At 71.9% G+C, this 21,344-nt stretch carries 21 protein-coding genes; 20 read left to right on the top strand and 1 reads right to left on the bottom strand.

Annotation, left to right across the window (positions count from 1 at the left end):
- Nucleotides 1–2 precede the first annotated feature (2 nt).
- The 20 genes from thrC (at nt 3) to JOD66_RS02230 (ending at nt 18,123) form a co-directional block, all read left to right on the top strand.
- Entirely contained in the window at nt 3–1,085 is a 1,083-nt protein-coding gene (gene thrC / locus JOD66_RS02325; RefSeq protein WP_204835332.1) for a threonine synthase, read from the top strand.
- Nucleotides 1,086–1,089: 4 nt separating this feature from the next.
- A complete protein-coding gene (gene thrB / locus JOD66_RS02320) occupies nt 1,090–2,013 on the top strand; it encodes a homoserine kinase (protein WP_204835331.1) in 924 nt (307 codons plus the stop codon).
- A gap of 258 nt (nt 2,014–2,271) precedes the next feature.
- A complete protein-coding gene (gene rho / locus JOD66_RS02315; protein ID WP_239545729.1) occupies nt 2,272–4,035 on the top strand; it encodes a transcription termination factor Rho in 1,764 nt (587 codons plus the stop codon).
- A gap of 123 nt (nt 4,036–4,158) precedes the next feature.
- Complete coding sequence (gene rpmE / locus JOD66_RS02310) at nt 4,159–4,374, top strand: 50S ribosomal protein L31 (protein WP_203046779.1); 216 nt, start codon at nt 4,159–4,161, stop codon at nt 4,372–4,374.
- A 171-nt stretch (nt 4,375–4,545) separates the two neighbouring features.
- Complete coding sequence (gene prfA, locus JOD66_RS02305) at nt 4,546–5,619, top strand: peptide chain release factor 1 (protein WP_204835329.1); 1,074 nt, start codon at nt 4,546–4,548, stop codon at nt 5,617–5,619.
- A 1-nt stretch (nt 5,620) separates the two neighbouring features.
- Nucleotides 5,621–6,505, top strand: coding sequence for a peptide chain release factor N(5)-glutamine methyltransferase (prmC, locus tag JOD66_RS02300; RefSeq protein ID WP_204835328.1), 885 nt, complete (start codon nt 5,621–5,623; stop codon nt 6,503–6,505).
- Complete coding sequence (locus JOD66_RS02295) at nt 6,502–7,224, top strand: L-threonylcarbamoyladenylate synthase (RefSeq protein ID WP_307823249.1); 723 nt, start codon at nt 6,502–6,504, stop codon at nt 7,222–7,224. The genes prmC and JOD66_RS02295 overlap by 4 nt, the downstream gene beginning before the upstream one ends.
- A complete protein-coding gene (locus JOD66_RS02290; protein ID WP_204835326.1) occupies nt 7,217–8,401 on the top strand; it encodes a glycosyltransferase family 4 protein in 1,185 nt (394 codons plus the stop codon). Before JOD66_RS02295 ends, JOD66_RS02290 begins: the two co-directional genes overlap by 8 nt.
- Before the next feature lie 70 nt (nt 8,402–8,471).
- Nucleotides 8,472–8,918 (top strand): hypothetical protein, encoded by a 447-nt coding sequence (locus JOD66_RS02285; protein WP_204835325.1) that lies wholly within the window; start codon nt 8,472–8,474, stop codon nt 8,916–8,918.
- Between the two features lie 30 nt (nt 8,919–8,948).
- Entirely contained in the window at nt 8,949–9,212 is a 264-nt protein-coding gene (locus JOD66_RS02280) for an AtpZ/AtpI family protein (protein ID WP_204835324.1), read from the top strand.
- A 16-nt stretch (nt 9,213–9,228) separates the two neighbouring features.
- The gene (atpB, locus tag JOD66_RS02275) at nt 9,229–10,026 is read left to right on the top strand and encodes a F0F1 ATP synthase subunit A (RefSeq protein ID WP_204835323.1); all 798 of its coding nucleotides are present in this window, start codon (nt 9,229–9,231) and stop codon (nt 10,024–10,026) included.
- A gap of 65 nt (nt 10,027–10,091) precedes the next feature.
- Complete coding sequence (gene atpE / locus JOD66_RS02270) at nt 10,092–10,310, top strand: ATP synthase F0 subunit C (RefSeq protein ID WP_036542107.1); 219 nt, start codon at nt 10,092–10,094, stop codon at nt 10,308–10,310.
- Nucleotides 10,311–10,355: 45 nt separating this feature from the next.
- Nucleotides 10,356–10,919, top strand: coding sequence for a F0F1 ATP synthase subunit B (locus tag JOD66_RS02265; RefSeq protein ID WP_204835322.1), 564 nt, complete (start codon nt 10,356–10,358; stop codon nt 10,917–10,919).
- Entirely contained in the window at nt 10,919–11,725 is an 807-nt protein-coding gene (locus JOD66_RS02260; protein WP_204835321.1) for a F0F1 ATP synthase subunit delta, read from the top strand. The genes JOD66_RS02265 and JOD66_RS02260 overlap by 1 nt, the downstream gene beginning before the upstream one ends.
- A 62-nt stretch (nt 11,726–11,787) precedes the next feature.
- Nucleotides 11,788–13,425, top strand: a complete 1,638-nt coding sequence (gene atpA / locus JOD66_RS02255; protein WP_204835320.1) for a F0F1 ATP synthase subunit alpha — start codon at nt 11,788–11,790, stop codon at nt 13,423–13,425.
- A 3-nt stretch (nt 13,426–13,428) separates the two neighbouring features.
- The gene (locus tag JOD66_RS02250) at nt 13,429–14,343 is read left to right on the top strand and encodes a F0F1 ATP synthase subunit gamma (protein WP_204835319.1); all 915 of its coding nucleotides are present in this window, start codon (nt 13,429–13,431) and stop codon (nt 14,341–14,343) included.
- 31 nt (nt 14,344–14,374) lie between these two features.
- Entirely contained in the window at nt 14,375–15,829 is a 1,455-nt protein-coding gene (gene atpD / locus JOD66_RS02245; protein ID WP_204835318.1) for a F0F1 ATP synthase subunit beta, read from the top strand.
- A 2-nt stretch (nt 15,830–15,831) separates the two neighbouring features.
- Nucleotides 15,832–16,239: a F0F1 ATP synthase subunit epsilon gene (locus JOD66_RS02240; RefSeq protein ID WP_204835317.1), complete on the top strand. Its 408-nt coding sequence runs from the start codon at nt 15,832–15,834 to the stop codon at nt 16,237–16,239.
- 18 nt (nt 16,240–16,257) lie between these two features.
- Entirely contained in the window at nt 16,258–16,701 is a 444-nt protein-coding gene (locus JOD66_RS02235) for a DUF2550 domain-containing protein (protein ID WP_204835316.1), read from the top strand.
- A 9-nt stretch (nt 16,702–16,710) separates the two neighbouring features.
- Nucleotides 16,711–18,123 carry an MFS transporter gene (locus JOD66_RS02230; protein ID WP_204835315.1) on the top strand — a complete coding sequence of 471 codons (1,413 nt, stop codon included), beginning with the start codon at nt 16,711–16,713 and terminating at the stop codon, nt 18,121–18,123.
- Nucleotides 18,124–18,139: 16 nt separating this feature from the next.
- Here the strand turns inward: JOD66_RS02230 and JOD66_RS28895 are convergent, their stop codons facing one another.
- Nucleotides 18,140–21,310 carry a DEAD/DEAH box helicase gene (locus JOD66_RS28895; protein WP_204835314.1) on the bottom strand — a complete coding sequence of 1,057 codons (3,171 nt, stop codon included), beginning with the start codon at nt 21,308–21,310 and terminating at the stop codon, nt 18,140–18,142.
- Nucleotides 21,311–21,344 lie beyond the last annotated feature (34 nt).

Genomic DNA, 21,344 nt, shown 5'->3' with positions numbered 1-21,344 from the left:
GCATGAGCAACACCCCCAACGGTCAGGCCAACGGACAGTGGCGCGGCGTCATCGAGGAGTACCGCGAGCTCCTCGACATCCCGGCCGGCACTCCCGCCGTCACCCTGCGTGAGGGCGGCACGCCCCTGGTCCACTCCGAGTGGCTCTCCGGCCTCACCGGCGCCCAGGTGTGGCTCAAGGTCGAGGGCAACAACCCGACCGGCTCGTTCAAGGACCGCGGCATGACCACCGCACTCTCGGTCGCCGTCCACGAGGGTGCCGAGGCGGTCGTGTGCGCCTCGACCGGCAACACCTCGGCCTCGATGGCGGCGTACGCCGCGAAGGCCGGCGTCACGCCGATCGTGCTCGTCCCCGAGGGCAAGATCGCGGCCGGCAAGATGGCGCAGGCCGTGCTCCACGGATCCCAGGTGATCCAGGTCCGCGGCAACTTCGACGACTGTCTGCGGATGGCGCGGGAGATGGCGTGGAAGTACCCCGTCGCCCTGGTCAACTCGGTCAACCCGCACCGCCTCGAGGGCCAGAAGACCGCCGCCTTCGAGATCGTCGACTTCCTCGGCGACGCCCCCGACTTCCATTTGCTGCCGGTCGGCAACGCCGGCAACATCTCGGCGTACTGGCTCGGCTACACCCAGTACGCCGGCCTCGGCCGGGCCTCGAAGAAGCCCGTCATGCGCGGCTTCCAGGCCGAAGGCGCGGCGCCGCTGGTCACCGGCGAGCCCTTCCCCGACCCCGAGACCCGCGCGACCGCGATCCGGATCGGCAACCCCGCCTCGTGGAAGCTCGCCGAGGCGGCCCGCGACGAGTCCGGCGGCCGGTTCGCCGCCGTCTCCGACGGCCAGATCCTCGCGGCGCAGAAGGCGCTCGCGGCCAATGACGGCGTCTTCGTCGAGCCCGCGTCGGCCGCCGGAGTCGCCGGCCTGCTCGCGGAGCTCGACGCCGGGGAGTCCTACGCCGGCGCCACCGTCGCGATCACGGTCACCGGCCACGGTCTCAAGGACATCGCGACGGCCCTCGACGGCCTGGTCCTGCCCGACGTGGTGGTCGACGCCGACGTCGACGCCGCCGCCGCGGCCGCGGGCCTGTGAATCGATGACCTTCGTGGAGGGCCCGGTCCGGGTCCGGGTGCCCGCGACGTCCGCCAACCTCGGCCCCGGCTTCGACACCCTCGGCCTGGCCCTCGACCTGCACGACCGGCTCGAGGCCGAGGTGCTGCCCGAGGGCCTGGTCGTCGAGGTCCGGGGGTACGGCGAGGGGCAGGTCCCGCTCGACGAGCGGCACCTGGTGGTCCGGGCGATGCGGGTGACCTTCGACCGTCTCGGCAAGCAGCCGAGCGGACTCCGGCTGTCCTGCACGAACGTGATCCCGCATGCCCGTGGCCTCGGCTCCTCCTCGGCCGCGATCGTGGCCGGGGTGTGGCTGGCCCGGGAGCTGGTCGCGGGCGGGCGGCTGCTGCTCGACGACGCGGCGCTGCTCGACCTCGCCGCCCGGCTCGAGGGCCACCCCGACAATGTCGCCCCGGCGCTGCTCGGCGGCTTCGTGATCTCCGGGCAGGACGCCGACGGCACCTTCTGGGCCGTCCCCGGCAGCGTCGACCCGCGGGTGGGCGCGGTCGTCTTCGTCCCCACCACGCCCGTCGAGACGGAGGCCGCGCGTGGGCTGCTGCCGGCCGAGGTACCCCACGGCGACGCGGCGGCCAACGCCGGCCGGGCCGCGCTGCTGGTCGCGGCGCTCTCCGGGCATCCCGAGGAGCTGCTGCGGGCGACCGAGGACCGGCTGCACCAGGAGTACCGCCGGCCCGCCATGCCCGAGAGCCTCGCGCTGGTCGAGGCGCTGCGTGCCGACGGGGTGCCCGCCGTGATCTCCGGCGCGGGACCGACGGTGCTGGCGTTCACCGACGGCCCCGGCTCCCTCGCCACCGAGGAGCTGCTCGCCCGCTGCCCCGAGTGCTGGGGCGCGCACGCGCTCGCGGTGGCCGGTGTCGGCGCCGCGCCGGACCTGCCCGCGACGCGGTGATCCTCGCCAGCGTGGTGGTAGATTGACGCAGCGCCGCAGTTCTCGGCGCCCCGGCGGGCTCGGTCCGCCCCTCTTTCAGGCTCGCACCGGCCGCCGGCCGGACGGACCTTCGCAGAACCAGACCAGTGCGTGTTCCGCCGTCGTGCGATCGCGGAACCCACGAGATACGTGGGAAGGACTCACGTGACCGAAACTCCCGAATCCACCGCGCCCGCCGCTGCCGCGGCCCCCAAGAAGCGCTCGGGTGGACTCAACGCCATGCTCCTCGCCGACCTCAAGGCGATGGCCTCCGGCATGGGCATCCGCGGCGCCGGCTCGATGAAGAAGGCCGCCCTCGTCGACGCGATCAAGGCCGCCCAGGCCGGTGCGGCGACCCAGCGCAGCGCGCCCGCCGAGCAGCCGCAGGCGGCCCCGAAGGCGGAGGCGGCCCCGAAGGCGGAGGCGGCGCCGAAGGCGGAGGCGGCGCCGAAGGCGGAGGCGCCCAAGACCGACGCCCCGAAGGCGGAGGCGCCCCGGGCCGAGAAGGCCGACAAGGCCGAGAAGCCGGAGCGGACCGAGCGGACCGAGCGCTCGGAGCGCGCGGAACAGCCCGAGAAGCCCAAGGCCGACGAGCCCAAGGCCCAGCAGAAGCAGGGCGGCCAGCGTCAGCAGAAGCAGGGTGGCCAGAACCAGCAGCAGAAGCAGCAGGGCGGCCAGCCGAAGCAGGACCAGCAGCAGAAGCAGGACCAGCAGAGCAAGCAGCAGCAGGACCAGGCCCGGCCGGCCGCGGCCGCCGCTGACCACGACGACGCCGACGACGACGGCGACGGCGAGGGTGGCAGCCGCCGCAACCGGCGCCGCCGGGGCCGCGACCGCGACCGCACCAACCGCGCGGGGCGCGAGCCCGACACCGAGGTGCGCGAGGACGACGTGCTGGTGCCCGCGGCGGGCATCCTCGACGTACTCGACAACTATGCGTTCGTCCGCACGGGCGGCTACCTCGCCGGGCCCGACGACGTCTACCTGTCGCTGTCGATGGTGCGCAAGTACGGTCTGCGCCGCGGCGACGCGATCGCCGGCCAGGTCCGCCAGCCGCGCGACGGCGAGCGCCGCGAGAAGTTCAACCCGATGGTCCGCATCGAGTCGGTCAACGGCGTGGACCCGGAGCAGGCCAAGAACCGGGTCGAGTACACCCAGCTCACCCCGGTCTCGCCGACCGAGCGGCTGCGGCTCGAGACCGGGCCCGACGACCTGACCGGTCGGCTGATCGACATGGCCGCGCCGGTCGGCAAGGGCCAGCGCGGCCTGATCGTCTCGCCGGCCCGCGCCGGCAAGACCACGCTGCTGCAGTCGATCGCGAACGCGATCACGGCCAACAACCCCGAGTGCCACCTGATGGTCGTCCTCGTCGACGAGCGCCCCGAGGAGGTCACCGACTTCGAGCGCTCGATCAAGGGCGAGGTCATCGCGAGCACCTTCGACCGGCCCGCCGCCGACCACACCACCGTGGCCGAGCTGGCCGTCGAGCGCGCCAAGCGCCTGGTCGAGCTGGGCCACGACGTGGTGATCCTGCTCGACGGGCTGACCCGCCTGGGCCGGGCCTACAACCTGGCGGCGCCCGCCAGCGGCCGGATCCTGTCCGGCGGCGTCGACTCCTCGGCGCTGTTCCCGCCCAAGCGCTTCTTCGGCGCCGCCCGCAACATCGAGAACGGCGGCTCGCTGACCATCCTCGCCACCGCCGTCGTCGACTCCGGCTCCCGCGTGGACGAGGTGATCTTCGAGGAGCTGCGCGGCACCGAGAACCTCGAGCTGCGGCTGCGCAGCGACTTCGCCGAGAAGCGCCAGTTCCCGGCGATCGACGTCGTCGCCTCCGGCACCCGCCGCGAGGAGCTGCTGCTCGGCAAGGAGGAGCTCGAGATCATCTGGAAGCTGCGCCGCGAGCTCGCCGAGGGCGACCGGGCCGAGGCACACGCCGCACTGCTGCAGCGGCTGCGGAACTCGCGCACCAACTACGAGTTCCTGCTCAAGGTCCAGCGCGACTGAGCCGGCTCGCGCGTACGGCACCCGGCATTTGGGTGGCGTACGCGCGAGCCGTAGAATCGTCTGTTGGCTCCGGTTCACGCTCCACAACCCGTGGTGCGACCCGGACCCCCGTGAGAGGACACCATGAAGAAGGACATCCACCCCGAGTACGTCGTGACCCAGGTGACCTGCACCTGTGGCGCCTCGTTCACCACCCGCAGCACCGCCACGTCCGGCTCGATCCACGCCGACGTCTGCTCGCAGTGCCACCCGTTCTACACCGGCAAGCAGAAGATCCTCGACACCGGCGGCCGCGTCGCCCGCTTCGAGGCCCGCTACGCCAACGTCGGCAAGAAGTAGCCGGCTCCGAGCGCCGGCCGTCCGCCCCGTGCGGATGGCCGGCGTTTCGCTTTGTCCCGGCCACTTGACGGGCATTTCTGGCACTTGTCGGCCGTTGCAACGCCCGACAAGCGTCGGAATCGCCGGTCGACCGGCGATTCCTGCAGCCGCACCACCACCCGAGGAGTCCAGGTGTTCGAAGCCGTCGAGGGCATGCTCACCGAGCACGCCGACCTCGAGTCGAAGCTGGCGCTTCCCGAGACCCACGCCGACGCCCGCCTGGCCCGCACCCTCAACCGCCGCTACGCCGAGCTGAACGCGGTGATCGCGACCTGGCGCGAGTGGCAGCGCCACGGCGAGGACGCCGAGGCGGCGCGGGAGCTGGCGGCCGACGACCCGGCCTTCGCCGAGGAGGTCGAGTCCCTCCTGGCCCAGCGCGAGGACGCGGCCGAGCGGCTGCGCCGGCTGCTCGTGCCGCGCGACCCGGCCGACGACAAGGACGTGCTGCTCGAGGTGAAGTCGGGGGAGGGCGGCGAAGAGAGCGCGCTGTTCGCCGGCGACCTGCTCCGCATGTACTCGCGCTATGCGGAGCGCCGCGGCTGGAAGAGCGAGATCCTCGACGCCACCGAGTCCGACCTCGGCGGCTACAAGTCGGTGACGGTCGCGGTGAAGAGCCCGGGCAGCGCCGAGCCGGGGCAGACGCCGTACGCCCTGCTCAAGTACGAGGGCGGCGTGCACCGCGTGCAGCGGGTGCCCGTCACCGAGTCGCAGGGCCGGATCCACACCAGTGCGGCCGGGGTGCTGGTGATGCCGGAGGCCGAGCAGGTCGACGTGGAGATCAACGACAACGACCTGCGCATCGACGTCTTCCGCTCCTCGGGGCCGGGCGGCCAGAGCGTCAACACGACCGACTCGGCGGTGCGGATCACCCATCTGCCGACCGGGATCGTGGTCAGCTGCCAGAACGAGAAGTCGCAGCTGCAGAACAAGGAGCAGGCGATGCGCATCCTGCGGGCCCGGCTGCTCCAGGCCGCCCAGGAGGCCGCCGACGCCGAGGCCAGCGACGCGCGCCGCAGCCAGGTCCGCACCGTCGACCGCTCCGAGCGGATCCGCACCTACAACTTCCCGGAGAACCGGATCTCCGACCACCGCACCGGCTACAAGGCCTACAACCTCGACCAGGTCCTCGACGGCGACCTCCAGCCGGTCCTCGACTCCTGCGTCGAGGCGGACCTGGCCGCCCGGCTCGCCGCGCTCGAGGACTGAGATGCCGGCGAAGCAGCTCGTCCGGGTCGCGGCGCAGCGGCTCGGCGAGGCCGGGGTCGCGAGCCCCGAGCACGACGCCGCCGAGCTCCTGGCCCACGTCCTCGGTACGACGCGCGGCGCCCTCCTGCTCGACCCGCCGGTGAGCGCCGACCAGGCCCAGCGGTACGACGACCTGCTGGCCCGCCGGGCCGCCCGGGAGCCGCTGCAGCACCTCCTCGGCGCGGCCTGGTTCCGCCACGTCGAGGTGGCGGTCGGCCCGGGCGTCTTCGTGCCGCGTCCCGAGACCGAGCTGCTCGCCGGCTGGGCGATCGAGCACGCCGCCGCCCTCGCGGCCACCGGAGCGCGACCGCTGGTCGTCGACCTGTGCACCGGCTCCGGGGTGATCGCGAAGAGCATCGCCGACGAGGTGCCGCAGGCGCGGGTGCACGCCGTCGAGCTCGACCCGCCCGCCCACGCCTGGGCGGAGCGCAACCTCGCCGGCACGGGCGTCGAGCTGCGCCTCGGCGACCTCGCCACCGCCTTCGACGACCTCGCCGGGCAGGTCGACGTGCTGGTGAGCAACCCGCCGTACGTCCCGCTGGAGGCATGGGAGTCGGTGGCTGTGGAGGCCCGCGACCACGATCCGCACCTGGCCCTGTTTTCCGGGGCCGACGGGCTGGACGCGATCCGGGTGATCGCCGCCCGTGGCCTGGTGCTGCTGAGGCCGGGCGGGGTGGTCGGCGTCGAGCACGCCGACGCCCAGGGGGAGTCCGCGCCGGCGGTGTTCAGCCGCGGCGGGCGCTGGGAGGAGGTCCGCGACCACCGCGACCTCGCCGGCCGGCCGCGGTTCACCACGGCACGCCGCCCGCGCCATGAGCGCGAGGCAGTGGAAGGATGGAGCGCGTGAGTGCCGAGCGGTTCCCGACCGAGACCGACGAGGAGCGCGAGGCGGCGCTGGACGCGGCGAGCCGTGCCGTCCGGCTGGGCCGCCTGGTCGTGCTCCCCACCGACACCGTCTACGGCGTCGGCGCCGACGCCTTCGACCCCGAGGCGGTCACCCGGCTGCTGGCCGCCAAGGGCCGCGGCCGCGAGATGCCGCCGCCCGTGCTGGTCGGCACCAAGGGCACCCTCGAGGCGCTCGCGACCCGGGTGCCGGCGTACGTCACCCCGCTGGTCGAGCGGTTCTGGCCGGGCGCGCTGACCATCGTGTGCCACCAGCAGCCCTCACTGCAGTGGGACCTGGGGGAGACCCGCGGCACGGTCGCGATCCGGATGCCCGACCACGCCGTGGCCCGCGAGCTGCTGGACCGCACCGGCCCGCTCGCGGTGAGCTCGGCCAACCTGTCCGGCAGCCCCGCCGCGCTCGACGCGGACGCGGCGCTGGAGATGCTGGGGGAGTCGGTGGCGGTCGTCGTCGACGCGGGCGCCTCGCCGGGCGGCGTGCCGTCGACCATCGTCGACGCCACCGGCGAGCGGCCCCGGCTGCTGCGGCTGGGCGCGATCCCGGTCGCCGACCTCGACGCCGCGCTCGCCGACCTCGGCGTCACCGTCCAGGTCGAGCCCGACGACGCGCCCGACGAGCCCGAGGAGCCCGAGGGTCAGGGGGCCGCACCCGCCGATGCGTGAGTACCTCGTCGTCTTCCTCGTCGCCGCGATCGTCACCTACCTGCTGACGGTCGTCGCCCGGGAGATCGCGCTGCGCACGGGCGCGGTCGCGAAGGTGCGCGACCGCGACGTCCACGCCGAGCCGATCCCCTATCTCGGGGGGCTGGCGATGCTGGGTGGGCTGTGGGCGGCCTACCTCGTCGCCCAGCAGCTGCCCTTCCTGAGCACCCGCAACCCGTTCTCCGACGACGCGCTGTCGGTGCTGGTGGCCGGGACCCTGGTCTGCGCGGTCGGCGTGGTCGACGACATCTTCGACCTCGACGCGCTCACCAAGTTCGGTGGCCAGGTGCTGGCGGTGGGAGTGCTGGTGTACGCCGGCATCCAGTTCAAGTACTTCTACCAGGCCACCGGCGAGGTCTTCTCCCTCGACCTGGCGCAGGGGGCGCTGCTGACCGCCTTCGTGGTGCTGGCGACGGTGAACGCCGTCAACTTCATCGACGGGCTCGACGGGCTGGCCGCCGGCGTGATCGGGATCAGCGCGTCGGCGTTCTTCCTGTTCTGCTACGCGCTCTCGGTGCTCAACGACGTCAGCCGGGCCACGACCGGAGCACTGCTCTCGGCGGCCCTGGCGGGCGCCTGCGTGGGCTTCCTGGTGCACAACTTCCACCCGGCCCGGCTGTTCATGGGCGACAGCGGCTCGATGCTGATCGGGCTGGTCCTCTCGGCCACCGCGATCACGATCACCACCCAGTTCGCGCCCGGCGACCTGGCCCAGGGCGCCGACGGCACCCGGTCCAGCCTGCTGCCGGTGCTGCTGCCGTTCGCGCTCCCGATCCTGATCCTGATCGTGCCGCTGGGCGACCTGGTGCTGGCCGTCGTACGACGCACGCGGGCCGGGCGCTCGCCGTTCGCCCCCGACAAGCAGCACCTCCACCACCGGCTGCTCGAGATCGGGCACTCCCACCGCCGCGCGGTGATCATCATGTGGCTGTGGGCCGGGCTGATCGCCTTCGGCGTGGTGCTGGCCAGCGTGTTCACCGGCCCGGTGGTGTGGGCCGGCCTCGGCGTGGCCCTGGTGGTGACCCTGGTGCTCACGTTCGCGCTGCCGCACGTGCACGACCCGGCGGAGGCCGCCGGTGACGGGGCCGCGGCACCCGCGGACCGCACCCCCGATTCGGAGCCCTCCGGGACTTTGTGATAACTTTCACGAACTCCCGGAGAGCAGTCTCCGGGACCGCCCAGGACGCACCCGAGCAGAACGGCCGCCGATGCTGACGACCGAGACCCGGACCCACCGCGTGGTGACGCGTGCAGCCCTGGTGGCCGCCGTCGCCGCGGTGCTCCTCGTCGCGGTCGCGGCCCTGGTCGCCGGCTCGGCGGCCGCGCTCGGCGCCGCCGTCGGGGGAGTGATCGCCGTCGGCGTCTTCGCCTTCGGCTCCTTCGCCGTCGAGCTCGTCTCGCGGCTGATGCCGACCGCGTCGCTGCTGTTCGCGATGGTGACCTACACCTTCCAGGTGGTGGCCATGGCGCTCGTCTTCGTGGCGCTCAACGAGTCGGGCCTGCTCGACGACGAGCTCGACAGCACCTGGGTCGGCGTGGCCATCATCCTCGGCGCCTTCGTGTGGATGACGGTGCAGATCGTGCTGGCCACGACGGCGCGGATACCGGCCTTCGAGCCGCGTCCCGGCGCCCCGGTCGAGGGCGGTGCGCGGTGACCCTGAGCTGCTGCTATTGTCCGGGTCGCAATGAGTCAGCCCGAGGAGAAGCCCCAGGGCGATCCGTGGCATGCGTTCGGCTACGTCGTGGCCGGGGTCGCCTTCTACGGCTTTCTCGGCTGGCTCGCAGACCGCTGGCTGGGCACCACGTTCCTCGTGGCGGTGGGCATTCTCGCGGGTGCCGCGCTGGGGATCTTCATGACGGCCAGGCGGTTCCGCACGATGCCACCTGCGCCACCAGCATCACCAGCTCCACCCGACAGCCCGAAGCCCGACAGTTCCGACGAGCAGTGACCGTAGAGGAGACCTGGTGACCATCGCAGCCAGTGCCACCATCGCCGCCGAGGGTGGAGAGGGGTACACCGCCCCGGGGCCCAGCCTGTTCGACCTGCCCGGCATCGCCGGCACCGAGGTCACCAAGCCGATGGTCCAGCTGTTCCTCGCGGCGATCCTGGTGTTCGGGTTCTTCTACCTCGCCGCCCGCAAGCGCGCGCTGGTCCCCGGCAAGCTGCAGTTCGCCGGCGAGGGCGCCTACGGCTTCGTCCGCAACAGCGTGGCCCGCGACATCATCGGCAGCCACGACTTCCAGAAGTTCGTGCCCTATCTCGTCACGGTCTTCTTCTTCATCCTGGTCAACAACATCTTCGCGACCATCCCGTTCATCCAGTTCCCGACCTTCAGCCGCGCCGGCATGGCCTACGCGCTGGCGGGTCTGTCCTGGGTCGTCTACAACGGCGTCGGCATCGCGCGGCACGGCTTCCTCGGCTACCTCAAGCTGCAGAGCGTCCCCTCGGGCGTGAGCCCGGTGATGTACCCGCTGCTGGTCCCGCTGGAGTTCTTCTCCAACATCCTGGTCCGCCCGGTCACGCTCGCGCTGCGTCTGTTCTGCAACATGTTCGCGGGCCACATCCTGCTCGCGCTGTTCGCGACGGGTGGCCTCTACCTCATCGAGCACGTCGGGGGGATCGGCTACGTCGCCGGCCCGCTGGCCTGGGTGCTCGCGATCCTCGTGAGCTTCCTGGAGATCCTGGTCCAGTTCCTGCAGGCCTACGTGTTCGTCCTGCTGAACGCCATGTACATCCAGGGCGCGCTCGCCGACGAGCACTGACGCTCCGCCCCGACCACAACCCCACAGTTCTCACCAAGAGAAAACAACCCGAAAGGAAAGTAGCCATGGGTGGCTCTCTCAACATGATCGGTTACGGCCTGGCTGCCATCGGCCCGGGTATCGGCATCGGTCTCATCTTCGCCGCGTACATCAACGGCGTTGCCCGCCAGCCCGAGGCGCAGAGCCGCCTCCAGTCGATCGCGATCCTCGGCTTCGCGCTCGCCGAGGCCCTCGCCATCATCGGCATCGCCCTGGCGTTCGTCCTCAAGGCCAGCAACACCTGAGCCGAACCGGCCGCCTCCTGTCAGCTCGAGATCTAGGTCAGGTCCATGAAGTCACTTTTGGTCATCGCCGCCGCTGAGGGCGAGGAGCACAACCCGCTCGTCCCCGAGTGGATCGAGGTCGTGCTCGCCCTCGTGGTGTTCGCGATCCTGTTCTTCGCCATCAAGAAGTTCGTCGTCCCGAACTTCGAGAAGACGTTCGCCGAGCGCTCCGCGGCGATCGAGGGCGGCATCGCCGCGGCTGCGACCAAGCAGGCCGAGGCGGACGCCAAGCTGGCCGAGCTCGAGCAGCAGCTGGCCGACGCCCGTCACGAGGCCGCGCGCATCCGCGAGGAGGCGCGCGAGCAGGGTGCTGCGATCGTGGCCGAGATGCGGGAGCAGGCCCAGGCCGAGTCCAACCGCATCCTCGAGCACGGCAAGGCGCAGATCGAGGCCGAGCGCCAGCAGGCGGTCACCTCGCTCCGTGCCGAGGTCGGCACCCTCGCCACCGGTCTCGCCGGCCGCATCGTGGGCGAGTCGCTCGACGACGACGCCCGCCAGGCGCGAGTCGTCGAGCGGTTCCTCGCCGAGCTGGAGACGGCCGACGCCTCCGACGCGGGCAAGGACGCCTGATGGTGTCCTTCCGCGGCGCCTCCGCAGACGCCATGGCCGCCCTCACCGACCAGGTCGGTGGGGTGGCCGAGGCGTCGGCCTCGGCGGTGGCCGGCGACCTGTTCTCCGCGGCCCGCACCGTTCGGGACGAGCCGGCGCTGCGCCGGGTCGTGACCGACCAGTCGGTTCCGGCCGAGGCCCGCTCGGGCCTGGTCGGCGACCTGTTCACCGGCAAGGTCGACGCGGCCACGGTCGGCCTGCTGCGCGACGCGGCCGGCCGGCGCTGGACCCGTCCGCGCGACCTGGCCGACGCCCTCGAGCAGCTCGGCGTCGTCGCCGCCGTCCGGTCCGTCGGCCTGCAGGCCGGCACCCTGGTCGACGAGCTGTTCGCCGTCCGCCAGCTGGTCAACGCCAACCACGGCCTGCGCGACGCGCTGTCCGACCCGGTCCGCTCCGCGGCCGACAAGGGCACGCTGGTCGACACCCTGCTCGCCGGCAAGGTGCTCCCGACCACCGTCCAGCTGGTCAAGCAGGCCCTGTCCGGCTCCTACCGGACCGTCGTCTCCGCGCTCGAGGACTACGAGCGCACCGCAGCCCAGGTGCAGGGCGAGGGCGTGGCCACGGTCCACGTCGCGCGCCCGCTCACCGAGGCCGACCAGCAGCGCCTCGCCTCCGCACTGACGCGCCAGTACGGCCGCCCGGTGCACCTCAACATCGTCGTCGACCCCGGCGTGCTCGGCGGCATGAAGGTCGAGATCGGTGACGACGTCATCGACGGGACCGTGCTGTCCCGCCTCGACGACGCCCGCCGCAAGATCGCCGGCTGACCCGGCCGATCGCCGTACCACCCACGACTTCACAGCTGTAGACAAGAGAGAAGGCACCTGAGATGACGGAACTCTCCATCCGTCCGGACGAGATCCGCGACGCCCTCGCCAAGTACGTCGCTGACTTCCAGCCCGCGGCCGCGAGCAAGGAAGAGGTCGGCACCGTCGCCTCCGCCGCGGACGGCATCGCCCGCGTGTCGGGCCTCCCGTCGGCCATGGCCAACGAGCTCCTCGAGTTCGAGGACGGCACGCTCGGCCTCGCGCTGAACCTCGAGGACCGCGAGATCGGTGTCGTCATCCTCGGTGACTTCGACAAGATCGAGGAGGGCCAGACGGTCCGCCGCACCGGTGAGATCCTCTCCGTCCCCGTGGGCGAGGGCTACCTCGGCCGCGTGGTCGACCCGCTCGGCAAGCCGATCGACGGCCTCGGCGAGATCGCCACCGAGGGTCGCCGCGCCCTCGAGCTGCAGGCCCCCGGCGTGATGGCCCGCAAGTCGGTCCACGAGCCGCTCGCCACCGGCATCAAGGCCATCGACTCGATGACCCCGATCGGCCGCGGCCAGCGCCAGCTGATCATCGGCGACCGCGCCACCGGCAAGACCACGGTCGCGATCGACACGATCATCAACCAGAAGCAGAACTGGGAGTCGGGCGACCCGACCAAGCAGGTCCGCTGCATCTACGTCGCCATCGGCCAGAAGGGCTCGACCATCGCCTCCGTGCGTGGTGCCCTCGAGGAGGCCGGCGCGCTGGAGTACACCACCATCGTGGCGGCTCCGGCGTCCGACAGCGCGGGCTTCAAGTACCTCGCCCCCTACACCGGCTCGGCCATCGGCCAGCACTGGATGTACGCCGGCAAGCACGTCCTCATCGTGTTCGACGACCTGACCAAGCAGGCCGAGGCCTACCGCGCCGTGTCGCTGCTGCTGCGCCGCCCGCCGGGCCGCGAGGCGTACCCGGGCGACGTCTTCTACCTGCACTCCCGCCTGCTGGAGCGCTGCGCGAAGCTGTCCGACGAGCTCGGCGCCGGCTCGATGACCGGTCTGCCGATCATCGAGACCAAGGCCAACGACGTCTCGGCGTTCATCCCGACCAACGTCATCTCGATCACCGACGGCCAGATCTTCCTGCAGTCGGACCTGTTCGCGGCCAACCAGCGTCCCGCGATCGACGTCGGCATCTCGGTCTCCCGCGTCGGTGGCGCGGCGATGACCAAGGCGATGAAGGCCGTCACCGGCTCGCTCAAGGTCGACCTCGCGCAGTACCGCGCGATGGAGGCCTTCGCGATGTTCGCCTCCGACCTCGACGCCGCGTCGAAGCAGCAGCTGGCCCGCGGCCAGCGGCTGATGGCGCTGCTCAAGCAGCCGGCCTACTCGCCCTACCCGCTGGCCGACATGACCGTCTCGCTGTGGCTCGGCACCTCCGGTCGCCTCGACGCGGTCGACACCGGTGACGTGCTCCGCTTCGAGCGCGAGTTCCTCGACTACCTGCACCGCTCGCACGACGGCATCCTCGCCGCCATCCGCGAGACCCAGAAGTTCGAGGACGAGGACGGCCTGGCCGCCGCCTACGACTCCTTCCTGAGCCAGTTCGAGACCTCCGACGGCGGCAGCATCAAGGTCGGGCACGAGCCCGAGGCCGAGGCGCTCGCCGACGACGAGCTCGAGCAGGAGCAGATCGTCAAGCAGAAGCGGGGCTGACGCATGGCCGTATCGCTGCGTGAGTACCGCGCGCGGATCAAGTCGACGGAGTCGATGAAGAAGATCACGCGCGCCATGGAGCTCATCGCTGCGTCCCGGATCATCAAGGCGCAGCAGCGGGCGCAGGCGGCAGCGCCGTACGCCCGGGAGCTGACCCGTGCCGTGTCGGCGGTGGCGACGTTCTCCAACGTCGACCACCCGCTGACCCGGGAGGAGGAGAACCCCAAGCGGGCCGCCGTCCTGGTCATCACCAGCGACCGCGGTCTGGCGGGTGCCTACTCCTCGAGTGTCATCAAGGAGACCGAGCGGCTCGCCGAGCGGCTGCGGGCCGAGGGCAAGGAGCTCGACTTCTACCTCGCCGGCCGCAAGGCCGAGGCGTACTTCAAGTTCCGCGGGCGTCCGTACGTCCAGGCCTGGACCGGGTTCTCCGACCAGCCGACGTACGACAAGGCGGCCGAGATCGGGGCCGCCCTGATCGAGGCGTTCTTGAAGGAGCAGGGCGAGGAGGGTGACGTCGATGAGGTCCACGTCGTCTACACCCGGTTCCGCTCCATGCTCACCCAGGAGCCGACCGCGATCCGGCTGCTGCCGCTCGAGGTCGTCGAGGGCGAGGAGGCCCCCGAGGCCGACGAGCTGCTGCCGCTCTACGAGTTCGAGCCGTCGGCGGCCGAGGTGCTGGACGGGCTGCTGCCGCAGTACGTCCAGAGCCGGATCTTCTACGCCCTCCTGCAGGCCGCGGCCTCCGAGCTCGCCGCCCGTCAGAAGGCGATGAAGTCGGCGACCGACAACGCCGAGGAGCTGATCAAGAAGCTCACCCGGATCGCCAACCAGGCACGCCAGGCGGGCATCACCCAGGAGATCAGTGAGATCGTGGGTGGCGTGAACGCGCTCGCCGACGCCCAGGCTGCGAACGACTGACCCACCAGAGAAAACATCAACGGAGTAAGACATGACTGCAACGGTTGAAGAGACCACCGCCAGCGGTGCGGCCTCGGTGGGTCGGATCGCTCGGGTCATCGGCCCGGTCGTGGACATCGAGTTCCCGACCGACGCGATGCCCGACATCTACAACAAGCTCGAGGCCGAGATCACCCTCGACGGCGAGACCTCGGTCCTGCCGCTCGAGGTGGCCCAGCACATCGGCGACGGCATGGTCCGCGCCATCTCCCTGAAGCCGACCGACGGCCTGGTCCGCGGCCAGACCGTGTCCGACACGGGCAGCCCGATCTCGGTCCCCGTCGGCGACGTCACCCTCGGCAAGGTGTTCAACGCCACCGGCGACTTCCTCAACCTCGCCGAGGGCGAGACCGTCGAGGTCACCGAGCGTTGGGGCATCCACCGCAAGGCGCCGGCCTTCGACCAGCTGGAGTCGAAGACCCAGATGTTCGAGACCGGCATCAAGGTCATCGACCTGCTCGCGCCGTATGTCACCGGTGGAAAGATCGGCCTGTTCGGTGGCGCCGGCGTCGGCAAGACCGTGCTCATCCAGGAGATGATCGCGCGCGTCGCCAAGAACCACGGTGGTGTGTCGGTGTTCGCCGGTGTCGGCGAGCGCACCCGTGAGGGCAACGACCTGATCGTCGAGATGCAGGAGGCCGGCGTCTTCGACAAGGTCGCCCTGGTCTTCGGCCAGATGGACGAGCCGCCGGGCACGCGCCTCCGCGTCGCCCTGTCCGCGCTGACGATGGCGGAGTACTTCCGCGACGTCCAGGGCCAGGACGTGCTGCTGTTCATCGACAACATCTTCCGGTTCACCCAGGCGGGCTCCGAGGTCTCGACCCTGCTCGGCCGGATGCCGTCCGCGGTGGGCTACCAGCCCAACCTGGCCGACGAGATGGGCACCCTGCAGGAGCGGATCACCTCGACCCGCGGTCGCTCGATCACCTCGATGCAGGCGATCTACGTCCCCGCGGACGACTACACCGACCCGGCCCCGGCGGCGACCTTCGCGCACCTCGACGCCACGACCGAGCTCTCCCGTGAGATCGCGTCGCTCGGCATCTACCCGGCGGTCGACCCGCTGACCTCGACCTCGCGGATCCTCGACCCGCAGTACATCGGGCAGGCGCACTACGACTGCGCGATCCGGATCAAGCAGATCCTGCAGCGCAACAAGGAGCTCCAGGACATCATCGCGATCCTCGGTGTCGACGAGCTCTCCGAGGAAGACAAGATCATCGTCTCCCGCGCCCGTCGCATCCAGCGGTTCCTGTCGCAGAACACCTACGTCGCCAAGCAGTTCACCGGCATCGAGGGCTCGACGGTTCCCGTGGCCGAGACCATCGAGGCGTTCAACAAGATCGCCGACGGTGAGTACGACCACGTCGCCGAGCAGGCCTTCTTCATGTGCGGTGGTCTCGACGACGTCGAGCGCAACTGGGCCGAGATCCAGAAGAGCCTCTGATCATGGCTGACACCACGGTCGAGCACCTGCACGTCGAGCTCGTCGCTGCCGACCGGACCGTGTGGTCCGGTGAGGCGGCGATGATCATCGCGCGCACGCTCGACGGAGACATCGGCGTGCTGCGCGGTCACGCGCCCACGCTGTCGCTGCTCTCGGCCTCCGTGGTCGAGATCCAGGTCGCGAACTCCAACCAGCTCGTGGTCGTCGCCGTCGACGGTGGCTTCCTCTCGGTCGCCAACGACCGCGTGTCGATCCTGGCCGAGCGGGTCGAGCTCGCCGAGGACATCGAGGTGTCCCAGGCGCGCATCGACCTCGAGGAGGCCAAGCGGCTGCTCGACTCGAGCAACGAGGCCGAGCAGCGCGTGCGTCACGCCGAGGCGCGGATCCGCGCCGCGGAGAAGGTCGCGTAGAAGGTCACTGACACGCAGATGGCATGGTGGGAGTGGCTGCTCGACATCTGTGGCGCGCTCCTGCTGCTGTGTGTGCTGTACGGCGCCGGACTCATCGTCCGGCGCCGTACGCTCTCCCGGCACGGTGGCACCTTCGAGCTGAGCCACCGGCTGCGCACCGAGCAGCCCGGCCGCGGCTGGGTGCTCGGTCTGGGGCGCTACTCCGGCGAGACGCTGGAGTGGTTCCGGATCTTCACCCTCTCGCGTCGCCCGCGCCGGTCCTGGCGCCGCGACGAGCTGGAGTACGACGGTCGCCGTGAGCCCGTCGGCACCGAGCAGGCCTCGCTGTATCCCGACCACCTGGTCATCCGCTGCCACTCGCCCGAGGGCGAGGTCGAGCTCGCGATGAGCGTCTCCTCGTTGACCGGCTTCCAGGCCTGGCTCGAGGCGATGCCTCCCGGTACCGACTGGAACCGGCGCTAGTCTCCGGGTGTGGACCCGACCTGCGCCGACGTCACCGTCGGGTCGCGGGTCGGTCGCACCGTCCTCGCCGCGGCGATCCTCGGCTCCTCCCTCGCGCTGCTCGACAGCACCGTCGTCAACGTCGCCCTGCACCGGATCGGGGAGGACCTCGACGCCAGCCTCGGCGAGCTGCAGTGGGTCTCCAACGGCTACCTGCTGAGCCTGGCCTCGCTCACCCTGCTCGGCGGCTCCCTGGGCGACCGGTTCGGTCGCCGTCGGATCTTCATGACCGGCGTCCTGGGCTTCGCGGTGACGTCCCTCGCCTGCGGGCTGGCGCCGAGCGCGCCGGCGCTGATCCTGGCCCGGGTCGCCCAGGGGATCGCGGCCGCGCTGCTGGTGCCGGGCAGCCTCGCCATGATCCAGGGCGCGTTCGCGCCCGCGGACCGTTCGCGCGCGATCGGCACCTGGTCGGGGCTCGGCGGCGTCGCCACCGCGATCGGTCCGTTCCTCGGCGGCTGGCTGGTGCAGGCGGTGAGCTGGCGGTGGGTCTTCCTGATCAACCTCCCGGTCGCGCTGGTCACGCTGGCCGTCGCCCGACGGGTGCCCGAGACCCGGGACCCGTCGGCGGTGCGTGGCTTCGACGCGTCCGGAGCGGCACTCGGCGCGCTCGCGCTGGGTGGGATCACCTATGCCCTGATCGAGTGGACCACCTCGCCGGGCGTCGCGGCCGCCGCACTCGGCCTGGGCCTGCTCGCCGGGGTCGGCTTCTGGCTCGACGAACGCCGCTCGCACGCGCCGCTGCTGCCGCCCGGGCTGTTCGCGTCGCGCCAGTTCAGCGCCGCCAACGCGATGACCCTGCTGACCTATGCCGCCCTCGGCGGGGTGCTCTTCTTCCTCGTCCTGCAGCTGCAGACCGTCGCCGGTCTCGGTCCCCTGGAGGCCGGTCTCTCCACGCTCCCGATCACGGTCGTGATGCTGCTGCTCGCCGGTCGCGGGGGAGCGCTCGCCGGCCGGATCGGACCCCGGCTGCCGATGACCGTCGGACCCCTGCTGTGCGCGCTCGGTGCCCTGCTGCTCAGTCGGATCGACGCCGACCTCGACTACTGGACCGAGGTGGCGCTGCCCCTCACCGTCTTCGGCCTCGGGCTGGCCGCGCTGGTGGCTCCGCTCACGGCGGCGGTGCTGGCCGCCGTACCTGACGAGCACGCCGGCGTCGCGTCGGGCGTCAACAACGCCGTCGCGCGCGCCGGCTCCCTGCTCGCGGTCGCCGCCCTCCCGTTCCTGGTCGGGCTCTCGGGGGCGGACTACCAGCGTGCCGACGTCTTCGAGGCCGGCTACCGCGCCGCGATGCTGTGCTGCGCGGGCCTGCTGGTCGCCGGGGGTGCGCTGTCGTGGCTGCTGATCCGCAACCCGGAGGACCGGCGCGCCACGCCCGCACCTTGAGGGCGGCGGAGCCGCCTCAGTCCTCGAACAGCCCCCGGATGTCGTCGGCCCCGATGGAGGTGCTCATCGCCCCGTCGCCGTCGATGACCTGCGCGAACAGCTCGGCCTTGCGGGCCTTGAGCTCCATCACCTTCTCCTCGATGGTGTCGCTCGCGACCAGGCGGTAGACGTGGACGTGGCGGGTCTGGCCGATCCGGTGGGCGCGGTCGACCGCCTGGGCCTCGGCGGCGGGGTTCCACCACGGGTCGAGGACGAAGACGTAGTCGGCCTCGGTGAGGGTGAGACCGGTGCCGCCGGCCTTGAGCGAGATGAGGAACACGGGGGAGTCGCCGGAGCGGAACCGGTCGATCACGGCGGCGCGGTCGCGGGTGGTGCCGTCGAGGTAGGTGGTGGCGATGCCGACGTCGTCGAGGCGGGAGCGGACCCGGGTGAGGAAGGACGTGAACTGGCTGAACACCAGGGCGCGGTGGCCCTCGGCGGTGATCTCGGCGAGGTGCTCGACCAGGACGTCGAGCTTGGCCGAGCCGACCGCCTCGTGCTCGTCGTCGACGAGGGCGGGGTCGAGGGCGAGCTGGCGGAGCTTGGTGAGGGCGCTGAAGATGGCCACCCGGTTGCGGTCGAAGTCCTCGACCAGGCCGAGGATCCGTTGCCGCTCCTTGGCCAGGTGGGTGTCGTAGATGCGGCGGTGGGCGGCGGCCAGGTCGACCTGGAGCACCTGCTCCTGCTTCGGCGGCAGGTCGTCGGCGACCAGCTCCTTGGTGCGTCGCAGCAGGAACGGCCTGATCCGGGCGCGGAACCGGTCGAGCACGACCTTGTCGCCGTCGCGCTCGACCGGCCGCACCACCTTCTCGGCGAAGGCGCGCGGCCACGGGTAGAGGCCGGGCACGGTGATCGACAGCAGCGACCAGAGCTCCATCAGCCGGTTCTCGAAGGGGGTGCCGGTGACGGCGAGCCGGAACGGCGCGGCGATGGTGCGGATCGCCTGGTAGGTCTTGCTCTGGTGGTTCTTGGCCTGCTGCGCCTCGTCGAGCACCAGCCCGGACCAGGCCAGGTCGGCGTACGCCTCGTGGGCGAGCCGGAGCAGGGTGTAGGTGGTGACGACGATGTCATGGTCGCGGGCCAGCGCCGCCACGTCGTCGGTACGACGCGAGGCCACCGCCACCCGCAGGCCGGGGGCGTGCCGGGTGGCCTCGGTGGCCCAGGCGGTGACGACGCTGGTCGGGGCGACGACGAGGAAGGGAGCGTCGAGGGGACGCTCGGCGCGGGCGTGGGAGATCAGGGCGAGCACCTGCAGGGTCTTGCCGAGGCCCATGTCGTCGGCGAGGACGCCACCGAGGCCGTGCTGCCACAGGAACGCCAGCCACCAGAATCCCTCGCGCTGGTAGCTGCGCAGGTCGGTGACCAGCCCGCGCGGCTCGGGCCGCGGAAGGTCGGTGAGGTCACGCAGCGCCTGGGCCCGCTCGACCCATTCGGCGACCTGGGCGTCGACGAGACCGGTCTCGGCCAGCTGGGCCCACAGGCCGAGGTCGTGGTGGCCGACGCCGATCCGGTCGCCCTCGCGCTCGCGCAGCTCGGCCGCGGCGGCGACCACCTCGCGCAGCCGGTCGAACTCGGGCCGGTCGGTCGTGACGTAGAGCCCGCTCGGCAGCACCAGGAACTCCTGGTCGAGGGTGAGCGCCGCGAGGACGTCGGGCAGCGGGATCTGCTCCCCGGCCACGCTGACGGTCACGGCGAGGTCGAGCCAGTCGGTGGTCGTGGCCTCCGGCTCGACCAGGTCGAACCGGATCTCCGGCGCCACGTCGGCCTCCCGGAAGTCGGGCCGCTCCTCCTCGACCACCCGCACGCCCTCGGTCTCGCGCAGGTGGGGCAGGTCGTGGATGGCCAGGCTGAGCGCGTCGCCGTCGGTGAGCGTGGTGGCCTCGAGCAGCGCAGGCGGCACGGTGGCGAGCAGCGCCTGCTCGGCGGCCCGGTCGCGGACTCCTCCGAGGGAGTCGCGGCCGGTCAGCGGGCAGCTGCGCTCGGGGTCGGGGCCGTACTGCCAGTGCCAGCCCAGCCCGGCCTTGGTCGAGGTGTGCCACGAGACGGTCAGCACCAGCGTCGGCGCGAGCGGCTCGGGCAGCTCGACGGCGGAGTCGTCGGCCCGCACCGGCACCAGCCGCATCAGGCCGGGCAGCGTCTCGCGGAAGTCGGCGAGGTCGGCCGGCGGGATGAGGATCGGCGGCCCGTCGACGAGGTGGCGCAGCGCGGGCGGCACGGGAGCCGTCGTCGCGGCGACGACGAGGTGGCCGCGGTCGTCGAGCAGGCCGACGACGGACGCGGGGGAGCCGACCAGCACCACCGACTCGTCGCGCCAGGTGCGCTCGCCGAGGGTGACGACCGCGCGCATGGTCGTGCCGCCGTCGACGTCGCCCAGCTCGGCGACCACCTCGGCCGGCTCGTCGGCGACCTCGACCGAGACCAGCGGCCGGGCCGCGAGCAGGGTGACCCCGGCGTCGCGGGCGTTGCGCAGGGCGCGCACCACCTGGTCGCCGAACTCGTCGAGCGCGGGGGAGACGCCGGCGGAGTAGTAGCCGCGATGGCCCGCCCACTGGGTGTGGAGCGCCGCCAGCGCGTCGGCCTGGCGGGGCACGAAGCCGCGCGGGCCGCCGCCGATGTCGCTCCACTCGGCACCGCTCTTGATCCATGGCTTGCCCTTGCCCTGGCGCAGCGGACGGACCCGCAGCGTCGGGCCGGCCGTGCGGTAGCTGGCCCGGCCCCGGTCGAGGGTGATCTCGAGCGCGAGCGGGACCTCCTCGTGCACCGAGGGCTGCTGGCGCTCCAGCTCGCCCACCAGCCGCTCCACCGAGCGCCGCCACGCGGCCTCGCCCGCGGGCTGGGTGAAGGTCTGGCGCAGGGTCAGGGCCAGGGCGGCGCCATGCTTGCACACCGAGCGCACCGGGCAGGTGCACACCGTGAACACCCAGCCGGCGTAGCTCGCGTTGGGGGCCTCGACGTGGAGCTGGACCTGGTACGGCGTCTCGCGGCTCCCGAGGACCTCCGCCGTCGCGGTCACCGACGCGGCCGAGCGCATCCCGATCTCGGGCCGCCGGACCCCGCCCGCGGCGACGATCCCGCGGGCGCGCTCCAGCGTCCCGGCGTCGAAGTGGCGCGCCAGGAAGTCATCGGTCAGCTCGGCGAGGACGTCCACGGTCCTCTCATCGTGGCATGGCCCTCCGACGATT

Origin of the sequence: Nocardioides nitrophenolicus, from assembly GCF_016907515.1 — a bacterium.
Taxonomy (GTDB): Bacteria; Actinomycetota; Actinomycetes; order Propionibacteriales; family Nocardioidaceae; genus Nocardioides; species Nocardioides nitrophenolicus.
This window is presented reverse-complemented; position numbering and strand designations above follow the sequence as displayed.

What these genes read in the sequence shown, in the direction of transcription:
- thrB (WP_204835331.1), top strand. Translation starts at nt 1,090, where the DNA reads ATGACCTTCGTGGAGGGCCCGGTCCGGGTCCGGGTGCCCGCGACGTCC.
- atpD (WP_204835318.1), top strand. Translation starts at nt 14,375, where the DNA reads ATGACTGCAACGGTTGAAGAGACCACCGCCAGCGGTGCGGCCTCGGTG.
- JOD66_RS02235 (WP_204835316.1), top strand. Translation starts at nt 16,258, where the DNA reads ATGGCATGGTGGGAGTGGCTGCTCGACATCTGTGGCGCGCTCCTGCTG.
- JOD66_RS02280 (WP_204835324.1), top strand. Translation starts at nt 8,949, where the DNA reads ATGAGTCAGCCCGAGGAGAAGCCCCAGGGCGATCCGTGGCATGCGTTC.
- JOD66_RS02285 (WP_204835325.1), top strand. Translation starts at nt 8,472, where the DNA reads ATGCTGACGACCGAGACCCGGACCCACCGCGTGGTGACGCGTGCAGCC.
- rho (WP_239545729.1), top strand. Translation starts at nt 2,272, where the DNA reads ATGCTCCTCGCCGACCTCAAGGCGATGGCCTCCGGCATGGGCATCCGC.
- rpmE (WP_203046779.1), top strand. Translation starts at nt 4,159, where the DNA reads ATGAAGAAGGACATCCACCCCGAGTACGTCGTGACCCAGGTGACCTGC.
- atpE (WP_036542107.1), top strand. Translation starts at nt 10,092, where the DNA reads ATGGGTGGCTCTCTCAACATGATCGGTTACGGCCTGGCTGCCATCGGC.
- prmC (WP_204835328.1), top strand. Translation starts at nt 5,621, where the DNA reads ATGCCGGCGAAGCAGCTCGTCCGGGTCGCGGCGCAGCGGCTCGGCGAG.
- JOD66_RS02265 (WP_204835322.1), top strand. Translation starts at nt 10,356, where the DNA reads ATGAAGTCACTTTTGGTCATCGCCGCCGCTGAGGGCGAGGAGCACAAC.
- JOD66_RS02260 (WP_204835321.1), top strand. Translation starts at nt 10,919, where the DNA reads ATGGTGTCCTTCCGCGGCGCCTCCGCAGACGCCATGGCCGCCCTCACC.
- JOD66_RS02290 (WP_204835326.1), top strand. Translation starts at nt 7,217, where the DNA reads ATGCGTGAGTACCTCGTCGTCTTCCTCGTCGCCGCGATCGTCACCTAC.
- JOD66_RS02250 (WP_204835319.1), top strand. Translation starts at nt 13,429, where the DNA reads ATGGCCGTATCGCTGCGTGAGTACCGCGCGCGGATCAAGTCGACGGAG.
- thrC (WP_204835332.1), top strand. Translation starts at nt 3, where the DNA reads ATGAGCAACACCCCCAACGGTCAGGCCAACGGACAGTGGCGCGGCGTC.
- atpA (WP_204835320.1), top strand. Translation starts at nt 11,788, where the DNA reads ATGACGGAACTCTCCATCCGTCCGGACGAGATCCGCGACGCCCTCGCC.
- JOD66_RS02240 (WP_204835317.1), top strand. Translation starts at nt 15,832, where the DNA reads ATGGCTGACACCACGGTCGAGCACCTGCACGTCGAGCTCGTCGCTGCC.